We start from the raw sequence: 14,523 nt of genomic DNA on the forward strand, positions 1-14,523 counted from the left end.
GCCCGAAATCGCCAACTATAGTGTGCAACCGAAAAAGTTCTCCACAGGCTTTCCTGAGAAAAACTTGCGTTGTGGTGCGGATTCGGTACTATGGCGCGCCCGCGCGAGGCACCCTCATGGTGGGCGGAAAAACTACGGCCCGGCGGCCTGCAGAAGACCGCCGGGCGGATACGGATCTAGATGGACGCGACGGAGTCGGAGCCGTCAATGAACGCCAGCGGCGACTCCGGGAATGAGTCGCGGGAAACGACCTCCGTGACGACGTCGGCGACAAGCTCGCGCGAGGTGTGCGTGTCCTTGGCGCCGGAAGCCTCGTCCGGCACGACCTTTAGGCCGCCGGCGGGTTCCTCGGTGAGCGCGGAGGGGCCGAGAATGAGGTAGTCGAGCGAAGAGATGTTAAGGCGGGCATCGACAGTCTTCTTCGCCGAAACGTAGGCGTCCCAGGAGTTGCCCTCCAGCGACGGGGAATTCTGAGTCGCCCCGATGTAGGAAATCATGACCAACTTAGGGACAGCGCGGTCCGAGGCGGCGAGAGCCTCCAAGGCGTCGATGACGGTGAGCGCACCATCGCGGTCCACGGCGGTGGTCAGCTCAGCGCCGCCGCGGCCGCCGTTGCCGGCGCCCCAGACCACGACGTCGACGCCGTCGAAGAGCTTCTCCCAGTCCGTCTGCGTCAGCGAAGTAATGTCGCCGAGTACCGGCTGCGCCCCCAACTCCCGCAGCTCGTCGAAGTATTCTTTCTTGCGCACGAGCGAGCGCACGGTGTGACCCGCGGAGACGAGCTTCGGTGTGGAAAGTAGCCCGATCTTGCCGTGGCCGCCGATGTACATGACAGTTTTAGTAGTAGAGGGCATGCCGCCCCACCGTACCACCGACGTAGGAGCGCAGCCGTATAGAATACACAGACATGTATGCCATCATGACTGTCACCGGTGCAGACTCCACCGGCATTATCGCCGCCGTCACCACCGCGATCGCGGAGAAGAACGTCAACGTCGTCGACGTCTCGCAGACCCTCATGTCGGGTTTCTTCACCATGATCCTGCGCGTCGAGTTCGACGAGAAGGAAACGACCATCGCGGACCTCCAGACGCACATGGCTCCGGTCGCCGAGGCCACCGGCCAGGCCATTCGCCTGCAATCCGAGGCCATCTTCACCGCTATGCACGAGGTCTAAGCAGCCATGTCGACACGTTTTAATACCTCCGGTGTCATCGACACCATCGAGATGATCGACAAGTACCGTCTCGATATCCGCACCGTGACCATGGGCATCTCCCTGCTCAGCTGCGCGCGTTCCACCATGGCGGAGACCGCGCAGGCCATCTACGACCACGTCACCCGCCAGGCTTCCCGCCTCGTCGAGGTGTGCGAAGGCATCGAGGCCGAGCTTGGCATCCCCATCGTCAACAAGCGCATCTCCGTCACGCCCATCGCGCTCGTCACCGCCGGCGTGGACGGCAGCCCGGTTGAGGCCGCCAAGGCGCTCGACAAGGCGGCCAAGGAAGTCGGCGTCAATTTCGTCGGCGGCTACTCCGCCCTCGTCGAGAAGGGCGCGACCACTGCGGACAAGCGTCTCATCAACTCCATCCCGGAGGCCCTCGCCAACACGGACGTCGTCTGCTCGTCGGTCAATATCGCGTCGTCGCGCGCCGGCATCAATATGAACGCCGCCAAGCGTCTCGGCGAGATTATCAAGGAGTCCGCGGAGCTTACCAAGGACGATTCCGCCATCGCGTGCGCGAAGCTCGTCGTCTTCGCCAACTCCGTAGGCGATAACCCGTTTATGGCCGGCGCCTTCCACGGCATCGAGGAGCCGGATTGCGTCGTCTCCGTCGGTGTCTCCGGCCCTGGCGTCGTCGACCGCGCGCTCGGCTCGCTCGAGGGCGCCACCCTCGACCAAGTCGCCGAGGAAATCAAAAAGGCCGCCTTTAAGATCACCCGCGCCGGCCAGCTCGTGGGCAACCTCGCGGCGGAGCGTCTCGGCGTGCCGTTCGGCATCATCGACCTCTCGCTTGCCCCCACCGCCGAGCTCGGCGACTCGGTAGCGCACATTCTCGAACACATGGGCCTGGACCAGGTCGGCACGCACGGCACCACCGCGGCGCTCGCGCTGCTCAACGACGCGGTGAAGAAGGGCGGCATGATGGCCTGCTCCCGCGTAGGTGGCCTCTCCGGCTCCTTCATCCCGGTCTCTGAAGACAAGGGCATGATCGACGCCGTGCGCTCCGGCAGCATGAAAATCGAGAAGCTCGAGGCCATGACGGCCATCTGCTCGGTGGGCCTCGACATGATTGCGATCCCGGGCGACACCTCGGCCGAGCTTATCGCCGGCATGATTGCGGATGAGGCAGCCATCGGCGTCATGAACCATAAGACGACCGCCGTGCGCGTCATCCCGGTTCCGGGTACGCAGCCCGGCGACGAAGTCAACTTCGGCGGACTCCTCGGCTACGCCCCGGTCATTCCGGTCAATCAGGTGGGCAATTCCACCTTCATTCACCGCGGCGGCTTCATCCCTGCCCCGGTCCACGGTTTCCGCAACTAGCTTGCCGATGCCCCCTTCTCCCCGCCGCCGCAGCCCAGCGCGAGCCCAAGGACGGTCACACGGTGTTGATGCTGCACTCGCGCACCGTGGCATAGGCCGTGATCTCTGCGACGAATGCTGGGTCATGGCACGTGATGATAAGCGCGGAGCCGGCGCTGAGCGCGCGGTACAGGAGAGAGTGCAGGGCGGTGCGGCCGGTGGCATCGGCAAGCGTGTCGGGCTCGTCGAAGACCACGACTTCGCGGCCCTGCGCTACGGTGGCCGCGACCTGGGCTACGCGCAACTGCGAGGCCGACGCGTCGAGGGGATGCTCGTCCGGCGGAAGCCCTAGCTCTGCGGTGAGCGCGGCGTCGCCCACGAGCTGCGCGAGCGTTGGGGTAATCGCCTGGTCCATGGGCGATTGAAGGGCCATGCCGAGCGAGGAGTGCGCGGGCTCGTGGCCGTCGAGTCCCGCGGCGGCGCGCAGAAGCGTCGTCTTGCCCGAGCCGTTGCCACCGCGCAGCCACGTGACACCGCCATGCTGCACCGGGATGGTGACGGGGCCGACGGCAAACTCGGCGTGCTCGGGGGCTTTGAGCTTCCACCAGCGTCGGCGCTGCGTGCCGCGGGTGGCGCTGAGCGGCCCGAGGGTGAATCCGTCGCCGGGCGCGACGGGCGTGAGGTCGGGTCGGGTGGAACGGGTGTCCGCCTGGACGAGGACGACGGCGGTCTCCCCCAGCCCGTGGAGCAACAGTTCGACTTGGGCGCGCGAGTTGGGATCGAGGCCGGCGTAGGGCTCGACGACGATAAGCACCTTGGGATGTGCGATGGCGACGGCCGCGCAAACAAGGCGGCGGGTCTGGCCGCCGGAGAGCCGGGCCGGGTCGCGTTCGGCCAGCTCGGTGAGACCGACGGCGGCGAGCATGTCTTCGACGCGTGCGGCCATCTCGGCGCGCGGGGTTCCGCGGTGCTCGAGGGCCAGGGCGAGTTCTTCGCGGACGGTGGCGCGCAGGAGCGAGACGTGGGCAGAGGCGTCGGCGCCGATGACGGTGTCGACGCCCCACTGCGTCGCGAGCTGGTGGGCGACCTCGTCGGCGTTTTCGTCGAAACCGACCGTGACGGTCGTGACCTCGCCGGGAATGGGTTCTAGAACCATGCGATAACCACCGTAGCGAGAACGAGGAAGCAGCGCAGCGCGCGTTGTGCTGCAGAGTCTGGGACCGGTTGAAGGAGGGTGCGCGGGCCGGGCTCGTCGAAGCCGATGGCGGCGAGAGCGTGGCCTCGCTGGGCGCCCTGCGTGAGCAGTCGCGCGATGACCGGGATGATGACGCGCGGACCGACGTTGCGCAGGCCGATCTTCACACCGGCGAGGCGATTGGCGTCGCGGACTGCGGACATGGCCTGGCGGCCCTGCGGCAGGGACTGCAGGGACGCACCGACGACGTAGGCGGCCTTATATCCGACGCGAGAGACCTGCATCCACTTGGAGACCTCGGAGACAGACAGCGCGGCGGCCGCGGCGAGGACGCAGCCCATAAGGGCGGCGAAGCGCAGGGACAGCGAGCCTGCGAGCGCCAGGCCATCGCTGGTGAGGAGGGGTGCGATGCGGTGCTCGCCGTAGGGGGCGTGGATGAGCACCATGGACAGCGCCGCCGGCACGGTAAGCGCCAGCGTCGTGGCGATGACGGCGACCGAGCGCGCAGCCCAGGTGCCGAGCACTAGTGAGAGGGAAAGGATAAGCGCCGAGGATAGCGGCGTATTAACCGCCACCACGAGGAACCAGCCGCACGCGGCGGCGAGCAAGACGGTGGCGGGGTGTGGGGACATGGGGTTAGGCGGCATCGGCAGGCTGGGGGCGCAGGGAGGCCAGCGTGCGCTTGGGCAGGGCCTTGAGTGCGGCCCAGACGATGAGGAAGACGATGGCCTTATCCAGCGGATCCGAGATGAAGGACTGCATGGTCACCGAGGCGAGCAGCGAATTGCCGAGCTCGCGGAAGAGCGAGACCACGGCGCCGGTACCTACGCCGGCGGTGCCGCCGTAGACGAAGGCCGCGACGGGGGCGGCGATGGCGCCGGTGATAATGCCGATGATGGCGCCGGAGACGATGACAGACCACCAGTGCTTGAACGCGCCAGACTTGACGGCCAAGCCGGCGAGCCAACCGGTGGCGGCGGCGCCTGCGGCGAATGGGAGGGCCGCGGGGTTAATGAGGCCCCAGACGACGGACGAGAGCGTGCCGGTAGCCAGGCCCGCAATGGGGCCGGCGAGCGCGGAGACGAGGACCGTGCCCACGGAGTCGAGGTAGAGCGGCAGGCCGATGGTGCCGACGATCTCGCCGACTACGATGTTGAGCACGAGCGCGACGGGGATGACGGCGATGGTGCGTGCGGGCAGCGACGGCAGGGAACCAGCGAGGAGCAGGATGGCGCCTCCGACGTAGCCGCCGAGCGTAATGAGTGCGGAGCTCGAGCCCGCCACGGATTCCCAATCGGTGGGTCGGGCGAGGACGAGGTACAGCCAGGTGAAGAGAACGAGCAAGCCGCCGATAACGACGAGCGTCCGGCGCGCGGGAGTAAGCGAGAGTTGTGACATGTGTTCCTTAAGAGGTCGGCCGCGCGGGGCGCGGTACACGAATGGAGCACGTGCGCGTTCCTATGTCACCTCGGACGCGGCGTGCAAACAGCCCATAGTTTACGACGCGAGCGCGGTGGCACAAACTTGAGGCACGCGGGGGTGACGAGAAAGGCCGAAGGCCTGCCGCTGGTTGTGCTGGCGGCAGGCCTTCTTGGAGTTGAGCTTCTTCTTGTCCGGTATCCGTGTTGCGCGGGCACGCAGGACAAGATGCTCCTGGAGTTGCTCGGGGTTCATCTTCCACATGGAGCGGTCTTTCTTTTGCGCCATCACACCTCCTTTCGCGGTCAGAGTCTTCAGAGACGTGGCTTAGTCTAGCGTCTGCGACGTGTCCGCGATGTACAGGTCAAGCGCCTTCCAGACTTTTCCTGCCGAAGAGGATGATGCAGAACAGCTCGGGAAGCCCGATGGCCATGGTCTTTCGCAGACAGGGGTGGACTCCCCGACCCTAACACCCGCTACTCGGCGAGGAAACGGGCTGCGCGGAGAAGTTCGGTGTGGGCGGCGTCGATGTCGGCGGCCGTGACCAGACGGGCGTTGTGCGGGGCGTCCCAGTGACTGCGGAGGTCGGCGACGGAGGTGCCGCGCAGGAGCGGCGAGTCGGCCTCGACGGCGATGGTGGTATCGACGGCGTCGAAGGTGATGCGGTCGAGCGCGATCATCGTCGTGAGGAGATCGTGAATCTGGGCTTGGTAGCCCTCGCCTTGGGCCTCGTGGAATTCGAAGTAGAAACGCAGCAGTTCGGGCAGGACGGTCGCGATGGGCGCGTCGCCTAGGACGTCAATGAGTTTGTCGAGACGCGGCGAGTCTATGAGGAATTGTTCGGTGACCTCGAGCGAACACAGCGTGGCTAGGTGGCCGGAGTGCCCTAGTTTCTCAAAGAAGCGCGCGGCTGCGTGCGGATCCACATGGAAATTCCACTCCGCCGTGGGCGTCGTGTTGCCGCGGTAGTTCACGGCGCCGCCCATGACGGTGAGCGACGCGAAGTCGTCGAAGCTGCGGCCGGCGGCCCACGTCGCGGCGTTCGTAAGCGGCCCCGTGATAATGAGGTGCGCGCCGACTGCTTGCGCACGCCTCCAGATGGCCCGCCAATCCGCTGCAAACTCATAGGAGTCCGGCGGCGAGAGATAGCCCACGCCGTGCGGGCCGTGGGTCTCCGGCGTCGTGACAAGCGGGACGGCGAGGGGGCTGGGCTGGCCGGGAGCAACGGGGACTTGGCTGAGGCCGAGAGTTTCCAACGCCCACGCGGCGTTGCGCGCGGTCTCCCCCACGCTCACATTGCCAGCAGACGTGGTCACGCCCACGAGCTCAATCTCGCCGACGTGATGGAGCGCGGCGAGGTAGGCCAACGCGAGGGTGTCGTCGATGCCCGGGTCACAGTCGAGAAGAACGCGCTGCATTAGGCGAGCTCCACGATCTCCATGTACTCATCGTTCCACAGGTCCTCGTCGCCGTCGGGCATGATGATGACGCGCTCAGGCTTGAGGGCTTTGACCGCGCCCGGGTCGTGGGTGACAAGGACGACGGCGCCGGTGTAGGTGCCCAGCGCCTCGAGGACCTGTTCGCGCGATTGCGGGTCGAGGTTATTGGTGGGCTCGTCGAGGAGCAGCACGTTGGCACGGGACGACACGAGCGTGGCCAGGGCCAGACGCGTTTTCTCACCGCCGGAGAGCGTGCCTGCGGGCTGTTCCAGCTTGTCGCCGGAGAACATGAATGCGCCGAGCAAGCCGCGCAGGTCCTGCTGGCCGGCGTCGGGGCAGGCCTCGATGGTGTTTTCCCACACCGTCTTGTCCGGGTCGATGGTGTCGTGTTCCTGCGCGAAGTAGCCAATGCGCAGGCCGTGGCCCGTAACAATGCCGCCCTCGCCGTCCGTGCGCTCGACGCCCGCGAGGAGTTTGAGCAGCGTGGTCTTTCCGGCACCGTTATAGCCGAGCACGACGACGCGGGAGCCCTTGTCGATAGCGAGATCGACGCCCGCGAACACCTCGAGGGAGCCGTACATCTTGGTGAGCCCGTGCGCGTTCATAGGGGTTTTGCCGCAGGGCGCCGGCTCCGGGAATTCGATGTGCGCGACCTTGTCGGCGACGCGGACGTCGTCAAGCTGGTTCATCATGCGGTCGGCGCGCGCGAGCATCTGCTTGGCGGCGGCGGCCTTCGTGGCCTTGGCACCCAGCTTGGCGGCCTGCTTTTTCAAGGCCGAGGCCTTCTTCTCCGCGTTGGCGCGCTCGCGGCGACGGCGGGCCTCGTCCGTGGCGCGGGCGTCGAGGTACTTCTTAAAGCCCATGTTGTAGACGTCCGCCTCGCCGCGCACGGCGTCGAGGAACCACACCTTGTTCACAACGGCTTCGAGCAGCTCGACATCGTGGGAAATCATGACGAGCCCGCCCTCGTGCTTAGCGAGGAAGCCGCGCAGCCACGTGATCGAGTCCGCGTCCAGGTGGTTGGTGGGCTCGTCAAGGAGCAAGGTGGTCTGGGACTTGCCTTCGCCTGACGATGCCGCGAACAAAATCTGCGCCAGCTCCACGCGACGGCGTTGGCCGCCTGACAGGATCTTTAACTGCTGGTCGAGGATGCGCTGCGGCAGGCCTAGATTGTCGCAGATCTGTGCGCACTCCGCGTCAGCTTCGTAACCGCCGAGGCCGTGGTACTCCTCCTCGAGGCGGGAGAACTTGCGGATGGCCTTGTCACGGTGCTTATCGTCCGTGGCGGTTTCCATGATCTCCTGTTGCTTGGCCATGCGGCGTTTGATGTCGTCGAGGCCGCGGGCGGAGAGCACGCGCTCGCGCGCGGTCTGCTCGATATTGCCCTCGCGGGAGTCCTGCGGGAGGTAACCAATGGGGCCCGAGCGGGTCACGGAGCCGCCGTAGGGCTCCGTCTCCCCTGCCAGGATGCGCATGGTCGTCGTCTTGCCCGCTCCGTTGCGGCCGACCAGGCCGATACGATCCCCAGGCTGGACGCGTAGGTGCTGGCCCGGGGCGTCGAGCAGGGTACGGGCGCCGACGCGCACTTCGAAATCATTGGTCACAATCACAAGGAGCCAGTCTATCAACCCGGATTTCTAGGTGGAACTCGCCACCAACTCGCTAGCACAGCTATATTGTGCGGCTATCGCGCACAGCGGCACGGCGGCCCACCGCCGGCTGGCACCGAGTAGACACAGACGTTTCCCTTTGGACATGCGCGTCCCCCAATCTGCCTAGTGCGCTGCGTCCCATCGCTGCCGATGAACAGGATGTGTTCACGACGGCGGGACACGAAGCCTTTCAACGAGGACTCGAAGATGCCGTCGGCCCTATCGACGAGCCTGGCCGTCGCGGCCGCGCATCATAATCGGGGAATCGAGGAACGCTTCCCGGAAGTCGCCGTATGTGGATAAGCGGAACGTCCACTTCTACGTCAACCGGCTGGGGTTTCACATCGTCGAGTTCTACAACCCGCACCATCCGGAACCTCACGCGCCGGCTGACGGTCATCGCGAGGACTGCGAGAAGCGCGAAACTCCCCTCCTCCACAGCATCGATGACTACTTCTTCCGGTTCGAAAAGCGGCGCGGTGAGGCCCCCGATACGCGACAACCCGCGCTCACGCGTAGGTGCGCAAGTGCGAGTTGGTGCGTTCGGACGGCTTAGACCGCGAAGCCGAGGGCCTGGAGCATTTCGCGGCCCTCCTCGGTGATCATGTTCGGGCCCCACGGCGGCATCCAGACCCAGTTAATCTGGACGGCTTCGGCCAGCTTGTTGCCGACCACGGCGTCTTCGACCTGTTCGCCGATGACGTCCGTGAGCGGGCAGGCTGGCGACGTGAGCGTCATATTGATCATGACAGTCTCCTTGCCGTCGACCTCTTCGAACCAGAGGTCGTAGACGAGCCCGAGATCGACCACGTTGATGCCGAGCTCGGGGTCGATGACGTCACGCATATATTCGGTGACGTCAAAGGCCTTGGAAATCTGTTCCTCGGTCTGCGGCGGGCGCTGGCCGCCGCCGTCAAAGTTCGAGCTTTCGTTCTGGTACGGATCGATGAGTTCGTCGCTCATTGTTTATTCTCCAGTTCGTTGAGGGCGTCCGCAGTGGCGGCCTGGAAGGCCTTCCAGCCGAGGAGTGCGCATTTCACACGGGCTGCATATTTCGCCACGCCGGCAAAGGCAATGCCGTCGCCGATGAGGTCCTCGTCGCCTTCGTACTCGCCACGCGAGGTGACCATGTGGTCGAAGTCCTCGAGTTTCTTCATGGCTTCCTCAACGGGCAGGCCGACGACTTCTTCTGCCATGACGGACGTGGAGGCTTGCGAGATGGAGCAGCCTTCGCCGTGGTACGAAACGTCCTCGACGGTCGTGCCGTCGTCCGAGAGCTGCACGCGGAGGGTGAGCTCGTCGCCACAGGACGGGTTGACGTGGTGCACCTCGGCCTGGAACGGGTCGCGCAGGCCAGCATGATGCGGGTGCTTGTAATGATCCAGGATGACGTCCTGGTACATGGAATCAAGGTTCATGGTGCACTTCCCTACTTTGCGTCGTCTTCGTCGACGCCATCGACGCGGAAGAACTTACGTGCGTAGTGGATGGCCGCGACGAGCGCGTCCACTTCCTCGCGGGTGTTGTACAGGTAGAAGCTCGCGCGGGTCGTCGACTGAGCGTCGAGAGCGCGGTGCACAGGCCACGCGCAGTGGTGGCCGGTGCGCACGCACACGCCCTGATCGTCGAGGACCTGGCCGAGGTCGTGCGGGTGGATGCCCTCTACGCTGAAGGACACGGCGGAACCGCGGTTTTCCGGGGTGGTCGGGCCGTAGATGCGCAGGCCCGGAATCTTCTGCAGCTCCTCAAGCGCGTAGGCGGTGAGTTCCTGCTCGTGCGCATGGATCTTGTCCATTCCGATCTCACTGAGGAACTCGACGGCGGCGCCGAGGCCGACGACCTGCGAGGTCATCTGGGTGCCGGCCTCGAAGCGCTGCGGCGGCTCGGCGAAGGTGGTGCCTTCCATCTTCACGATCTGAATCATGGAGCCACCGGTGAGGAAGGGCGGGAGCTGATCCAACAGTTCGCGCTTGCCGTACAGGACGCCGACGCCGGACGGGCCGCACATCTTGTGGCCGGAGAACGCAGCGAAGTCGACGTCGAGCGCGTGAAAGTCGACCGGCATGTGCGGCACGGACTGGCACGCGTCGAGGACCACCATGGCACCCACGGCGTGGGCGCGGCGAACGAGCTCCTCGACGGGAGCTTGGGCTCCGGTAACGTTCGACTGGTGGGTAAACGCGACAACCTTGACAGAGTCGTCGAGCTCGAGCGAGTCGAGATCAATGCGGCCATCGGCGGTCGCCGAGTACCACTTAAGGGTCGCGCCAGTCCGGGCGGCGAGCTCCTGCCAGGGCACTAGGTTCGCGTGGTGCTCGACCTCGGTGATGACGATGGTGTCGCCTTCGCCGACGTAGAGGTCGCCCGCACGCTTATCGCCAAGCACGAAGGCGACCTCGTTGAGGGCCTCGGTGGCGTTCTTGGTAAAGGCGATCTCGTCGCCGTCGGCGCCGACGAACTTCGCGATGTTCTCGCGCGCGGTCTCGTAGGCATCCGTGGCTTCCTCCGCGAGCTGGTACGAGCCGCGGTGCACGGGAGCGTTGGTATGGAGGACAAAGTTCTCCTCAGCCTTCCACACCGACAGCGGGCGCTGCGAGGTGGCACCCGAGTCGAGGTAGACCAAGGGCTTATCCTCGCGCACGGTGCGCGAGAGGATCGGGAACTGTTCCCGGATGGCGGTCACGTCTAGGTCAGACATGACACCTCCTTGTTGAAAATCACGTCTAAGTTTGTGTCTAAATATTCGGTTATGCCGCCATGCGGCGGTGGGACGCGAAGGCCCGCCGGGAATGGTCCTGGCGGGCCGGGCGCGGGTGCTACTTGATGAACTTCTCGTAGCCCTCAGCTTCAAGCTGGTCTGCCAGTTCGGCACCGCCCGTCGTGATGATGTGGCCGTTGGCGAAGACGTGGACAAAGTCCGGCTTCACATAGTTGAGGATGCGCTTGTAGTGCGTAATCATGAGAATGCCGCCGCCGGTCTCCTCCTGGTAGCGGTTAATGCCCTCGGAGACGATGCGCAGGGCGTCGACGTCAAGGCCGGAGTCGGTCTCGTCCATGATGGCGAACTTCGGCTTGAGCAGGTCGAGCTGCATGACCTCGTGGCGCTTCTTCTCGCCGCCAGAGAAGCCCTCGTTGACGGAACGGTGTGCAAACGACTTATCGATGTCGAGCTTCTCGCGGGCGGAGGTGAGCTCCTTGTTCCACTCACGAAGCTTCGGGGCCTCGCCGCGGACGGCGGAGACGGCGGAGCGCATGAACTGTGCCATCTTCACGCCGGGGACCTCGGTCGGGTACTGCATAGCGAGGAAGAGGCCGGCGCGAGCACGCTCGTCGACGGACATCTCGAGGACGTTCTCGCCGTCGAGGAGGATCTCGCCGGAGGTGACCTCGTACTTGGGGTGACCAGCGATGACGTAGGACAGCGTGGACTTGCCGGAGCCGTTGGGGCCCATGACGGCGTGGGTCTCGCCAGAGTTAATGGTGAGGTTGACGCCCTTGAGAATCTCCTTGGGAGTCTCATTCTCATCGGACGGAACGACCTGCGCGTGGAGGTCTTTGATTTCCAGGGTAGACATATAAGTTTTCCTGCTTTCGCTAAAAGGCGTGTGGGTGCGTGACGCGGGGTGTTTTAGGCGTTGATCTTGGCAAGCTCAGCAACGACGCGAGCCTCGAGGTCCTCGCGGAGGGACTCGACCGGAATGCGGCCGATGACCTCGGAGAAGAAGCCGTGGATGATGAGGCGGCGGGCCTCAGCCTCCGGAATACCGCGAGACATAAGGTAGAACAGCTCGAGGTCGTCGAAGCGGCCGACGGTGGCGGCGTGGCCGGCACCGACGATCTCGCCGGTCTGGATCTCCAAGTTCGGGATGGCGTCTGCACGCGCGCCCTCGGTGAGGATGAGGTTGTTATTGGTCTCGTAGGTGTCGGTGTTCGTGGCAGACGAACGGATGAGCACGTCGCCCACCCAGCAAGTGCGAGCTTCGTTGCGGTTCGAGGCGCCCATCGCGGCGACGGGGTTCGCGTCGTCTTGGCCGGCGACACCCTGGAGCGCGCCCTTGTAGAACACACGGGAACGGCAGTTCGGCACGTCGTGGTCCACGAGCAGGCGGTTCTCGAAGTACTGGCCGGAGTCCGCGAAGTAGACGCCGAGCATTTCGGCATCGGCACCCGGGGCGTCGAAGACGACGCGCGGGACGAGACGGACGATCTCGCCGCCGAAGACCGCAGTGTTGTGGCGGAAGACGGCGTCGCGGCCGAGCTTGACCACCTGGTGGCCGAGGTGGACCGCGTCATCTTCCCAGTCCGCGTCGACGACGACGGTGACGTTTGCGCCATCACCGAGGATGAACTCGACGTTATCCGCGTGCGTGCCGGAGCCAACGTACTTGAGCACGACGGTGGCCTGCGCGTGGTGGCCGACCTGGATGGAGGTCGCGCCAAAGGAGGTCACTCCCTCGCCAGCACCCGTGATGGTGATTTCCACCGGCTCGGCCGGGGTGGCCTCAGCGTCGATGGTCACAAGCTGAGCCTCGGGCATGGAGGTCCATGCCTGCGCCGCGACACGGTCGGCGGGGGCACCGGCAGTGCCCAAGCGGGCATCGGAAGGCTCAAGCCTCTCCGTGGAGACGCCAGCCGGCGTGGTGACCTGAATCTTCTGCGCGACAACCGGGGCGAACTGGCCGTTGTGCAGGCCGCGGAGCTTGCGCAGCGCGATAAAGCGCCAGACCTCGTCGCGGCCGTGCGGGACCGGGAAGTCCTCGACGTTGAAGGAAGTAAACTGATCGCCCTTCGTGACGTCAGCCGGGTTGAATTCGTTGGAGGCGACCACTGTCTAGCCCACCGATCCTTCCATCTGCAGTTCAATAAGGCGGTTGAGCTCGAGGGCGTATTCCATCGGGAGCTCCTTGGCAATCGGCTCGACGAAGCCGCGGACGATCATCGCCATGGCTTCCTCTTCCTCGAGGCCGCGGGACATGAGGTAGAACAGCTGCTCCTCAGAGACCTGGGAGACCGTTGCCTCGTGGCCGAGCGTGACGTACTCGTTGCGGATGTCGTTGTACGGGTACGTGTCCGAACGCGAGGTGTTATCCACGAGCAGGGCGTCACACTCGACGTTGGCCGTGGAGTGGTACGCGTTCGTGTTGACCTGGACCAGGCCGCGGTAGGCGGCGCGGCCACCGTTGCGGGCCACGGACTTAGAAATGATGTTGGACGACGTGCGCGGTGCCATGTGAACCATCTTGGAGCCGGTGTCTTGCACCTGGTCTTCACCTGCGAACGCCAGGGAGAGGACTTCGCCTTTGGCGTGCTCGCCGGTCATCCACACGGACGGGTACTTCATGGTGACCTTGGAGCCGATGTTGCCGTCGACCCATTCCATGGTGCCGCCCTCTTCGACCTTGGCGCGCTGGGTCACGAGGTTGTAGACGTTGGTGGACCAGTTCTGAATGGTGGTGTAGCGGCAGCGTCCGCCCTTCTTCACCACGATCTCGATGACACCGGTGTGCAGGGAGTCCGAGTTATAAATCGGGGCGGTGCAGCCCTCGATGTAGTGCACGTACGCGTCCTCTTCGACGATGATGAGGGTGCGCTCAAACTGACCCATGTTTTCGGTGTTGATGCGGAAGTAGGCCTGGAGCGGGATGTCCACGTGCACGCCCTTGGGGACGTAGACGAAAGAGCCGCCGGACCAGCAGGCGTTGTTCAGGGCGGAGAACTTGTTGTCGCCGGCCGGGATAACGGTGCCGAAGTACTCTTGGAGGATTTCCGGGTACTCGCGCACGGCGGTATCGGTATCGACGAAGATAACGCCCTGGGCCTCAAGATCCTCGCGGATCTTGTGGTAGACAACCTCGGACTCGTACTGTGCGGCGACGCCGGAGACGAGACGCTTCTTTTCTGCGTCCGGAATACCCAGCTTGTCGTAGGTTTCCTTAATGTCAGACGGGAGATCGTCCCAGGTCTGCGCCTGCTTCTCGGTGGAGCGAACGAAGTACTTAATGTTGTCGAAGTCGATGTCCGAAAGATCGGGGCCCCAGGTCGGGACCGGCTTCTTGTTAAAGATGCGCAGCGCCTTGAGACGGGACTCCAGCATCCATTCCGGCTCGTTCTTCTTCGCCGAGATGTCACGGACGACGTCTTCGCTCAGGCCGCGGTGTGCAGCCTGGCCAGCCTCGTCCGAGTCATGCCAGCCGTAGTCGTAACCACCGATGGAGGAGATGATCTCGTCATCACTCATCTTGGTTTCAAGCCCCGGTGCCGGTTGTGTTTGAGTCACAGCCCGCTCCTTTC

15 protein-coding genes are annotated in these 14,523 nt (G+C 64.7%); 2 read left to right on the forward strand and 13 right to left on the reverse strand.

Annotation, left to right across the window (positions count from 1 at the left end):
* Positions 1-176: 176 nt before the first annotated feature.
* Entirely contained in the window at positions 177-854 is a 678-nt protein-coding gene (locus HMPREF2559_RS04880; RefSeq protein ID WP_066493275.1) for an NAD(P)H-binding protein, read from the reverse strand.
* A 53-nt stretch (positions 855-907) separates the two neighbouring features.
* Here HMPREF2559_RS04880 and HMPREF2559_RS04885 point away from each other — a divergent pair, with 53 nt between their 5' ends.
* Positions 908-1,177, forward strand: coding sequence for an ACT domain-containing protein (locus HMPREF2559_RS04885; RefSeq protein WP_066493272.1), 270 nt, complete (start codon positions 908-910; stop codon positions 1,175-1,177).
* 6 nt (positions 1,178-1,183) lie between these two features.
* Positions 1,184-2,548, forward strand: coding sequence for a PFL family protein (locus HMPREF2559_RS04890; RefSeq protein WP_066493269.1), 1,365 nt, complete (start codon positions 1,184-1,186; stop codon positions 2,546-2,548).
* A gap of 55 nt (positions 2,549-2,603) precedes the next feature.
* On the opposite strand, the gene HMPREF2559_RS04895 is transcribed toward HMPREF2559_RS04890, so the two are convergent.
* The 12 genes from HMPREF2559_RS04895 to sufB form a co-directional block, all read right to left on the reverse strand.
* Positions 2,604-3,683 (reverse strand): ATP-binding cassette domain-containing protein, encoded by a 1,080-nt coding sequence (locus HMPREF2559_RS04895; RefSeq protein ID WP_070539733.1) that lies wholly within the window; start codon positions 3,681-3,683, stop codon positions 2,604-2,606.
* The gene (locus tag HMPREF2559_RS04900) at positions 3,674-4,354 is read right to left on the reverse strand and encodes a CbiQ family ECF transporter T component (protein ID WP_066493265.1); all 681 of its coding nucleotides are present in this window, start codon (positions 4,352-4,354) and stop codon (positions 3,674-3,676) included. The genes HMPREF2559_RS04895 and HMPREF2559_RS04900 overlap by 10 nt, the downstream gene beginning before the upstream one ends.
* A 4-nt stretch (positions 4,355-4,358) precedes the next feature.
* The gene (locus HMPREF2559_RS04905; RefSeq protein WP_066493263.1) at positions 4,359-5,120 is read right to left on the reverse strand and encodes a glycosyl transferase family 9; all 762 of its coding nucleotides are present in this window, start codon (positions 5,118-5,120) and stop codon (positions 4,359-4,361) included.
* 99 nt (positions 5,121-5,219) lie between these two features.
* Positions 5,220-5,429, reverse strand: a complete 210-nt coding sequence (locus HMPREF2559_RS04910; RefSeq protein ID WP_066493261.1) for a hypothetical protein — start codon at positions 5,427-5,429, stop codon at positions 5,220-5,222.
* A 188-nt stretch (positions 5,430-5,617) separates the two neighbouring features.
* Entirely contained in the window at positions 5,618-6,559 is a 942-nt protein-coding gene (locus tag HMPREF2559_RS04915; protein ID WP_066493259.1) for a nucleoside hydrolase, read from the reverse strand.
* Positions 6,559-8,190, reverse strand: a complete 1,632-nt coding sequence (locus HMPREF2559_RS04920; protein ID WP_066493256.1) for an ABC-F family ATP-binding cassette domain-containing protein — start codon at positions 8,188-8,190, stop codon at positions 6,559-6,561. Before HMPREF2559_RS04920 ends, HMPREF2559_RS04915 begins: the two co-directional genes overlap by 1 nt.
* Positions 8,191-8,784: 594 nt before the next feature.
* Positions 8,785-9,195 carry a metal-sulfur cluster assembly factor gene (locus HMPREF2559_RS04930; protein ID WP_066493253.1) on the reverse strand — a complete coding sequence of 137 codons (411 nt, stop codon included), beginning with the start codon at positions 9,193-9,195 and terminating at the stop codon, positions 8,785-8,787.
* A complete protein-coding gene (gene sufU / locus HMPREF2559_RS04935; RefSeq protein WP_066493252.1) occupies positions 9,192-9,650 on the reverse strand; it encodes a Fe-S cluster assembly sulfur transfer protein SufU in 459 nt (152 codons plus the stop codon). The genes HMPREF2559_RS04930 and sufU overlap by 4 nt, the downstream gene beginning before the upstream one ends.
* A gap of 11 nt (positions 9,651-9,661) precedes the next feature.
* Positions 9,662-10,930, reverse strand: coding sequence for a cysteine desulfurase (locus HMPREF2559_RS04940; RefSeq protein ID WP_066493250.1), 1,269 nt, complete (start codon positions 10,928-10,930; stop codon positions 9,662-9,664).
* 118 nt (positions 10,931-11,048) lie between these two features.
* The gene (gene sufC / locus HMPREF2559_RS04945; RefSeq protein WP_066493245.1) at positions 11,049-11,807 is read right to left on the reverse strand and encodes a Fe-S cluster assembly ATPase SufC; all 759 of its coding nucleotides are present in this window, start codon (positions 11,805-11,807) and stop codon (positions 11,049-11,051) included.
* Positions 11,808-11,860: 53 nt separating this feature from the next.
* The gene (sufD, locus tag HMPREF2559_RS04950) at positions 11,861-13,060 is read right to left on the reverse strand and encodes a Fe-S cluster assembly protein SufD (RefSeq protein WP_066493244.1); all 1,200 of its coding nucleotides are present in this window, start codon (positions 13,058-13,060) and stop codon (positions 11,861-11,863) included.
* A 3-nt stretch (positions 13,061-13,063) separates the two neighbouring features.
* A complete protein-coding gene (sufB, locus tag HMPREF2559_RS04955) occupies positions 13,064-14,470 on the reverse strand; it encodes a Fe-S cluster assembly protein SufB (RefSeq protein WP_148138780.1) in 1,407 nt (468 codons plus the stop codon).
* Positions 14,471-14,523 lie beyond the last annotated feature (53 nt).

The sequence above is a fragment of the Corynebacterium sp. HMSC072G08 genome, assembly GCF_001809185.1.
Lineage (GTDB): Bacteria > Actinomycetota > Actinomycetes > Mycobacteriales > Mycobacteriaceae > Corynebacterium > Corynebacterium phoceense.

What these genes read in the sequence shown, in the direction of transcription:
- HMPREF2559_RS04915 (WP_066493259.1), bottom strand. Translation starts at nt 6,559, where the DNA reads ATGCAGCGCGTTCTTCTCGACTGTGACCCGGGCATCGACGACACCCTC.
- sufB (WP_148138780.1), bottom strand. Translation starts at nt 14,470, where the DNA reads ATGAGTGATGACGAGATCATCTCCTCCATCGGTGGTTACGACTACGGC.
- HMPREF2559_RS04880 (WP_066493275.1), bottom strand. Translation starts at nt 854, where the DNA reads ATGCCCTCTACTACTAAAACTGTCATGTACATCGGCGGCCACGGCAAG.
- HMPREF2559_RS04930 (WP_066493253.1), bottom strand. Translation starts at nt 9,195, where the DNA reads ATGAGCGACGAACTCATCGATCCGTACCAGAACGAAAGCTCGAACTTT.
- HMPREF2559_RS04890 (WP_066493269.1), top strand. Translation starts at nt 1,184, where the DNA reads ATGTCGACACGTTTTAATACCTCCGGTGTCATCGACACCATCGAGATG.
- sufC (WP_066493245.1), bottom strand. Translation starts at nt 11,807, where the DNA reads ATGTCTACCCTGGAAATCAAAGACCTCCACGCGCAGGTCGTTCCGTCC.
- HMPREF2559_RS04895 (WP_070539733.1), bottom strand. Translation starts at nt 3,683, where the DNA reads ATGGTTCTAGAACCCATTCCCGGCGAGGTCACGACCGTCACGGTCGGT.
- sufU (WP_066493252.1), bottom strand. Translation starts at nt 9,650, where the DNA reads ATGAACCTTGATTCCATGTACCAGGACGTCATCCTGGATCATTACAAG.
- HMPREF2559_RS04885 (WP_066493272.1), top strand. Translation starts at nt 908, where the DNA reads ATGTATGCCATCATGACTGTCACCGGTGCAGACTCCACCGGCATTATC.
- HMPREF2559_RS04940 (WP_066493250.1), bottom strand. Translation starts at nt 10,930, where the DNA reads ATGTCTGACCTAGACGTGACCGCCATCCGGGAACAGTTCCCGATCCTC.
- HMPREF2559_RS04905 (WP_066493263.1), bottom strand. Translation starts at nt 5,120, where the DNA reads ATGTCACAACTCTCGCTTACTCCCGCGCGCCGGACGCTCGTCGTTATC.
- HMPREF2559_RS04910 (WP_066493261.1), bottom strand. Translation starts at nt 5,429, where the DNA reads ATGGCGCAAAAGAAAGACCGCTCCATGTGGAAGATGAACCCCGAGCAA.
- HMPREF2559_RS04900 (WP_066493265.1), bottom strand. Translation starts at nt 4,354, where the DNA reads ATGTCCCCACACCCCGCCACCGTCTTGCTCGCCGCCGCGTGCGGCTGG.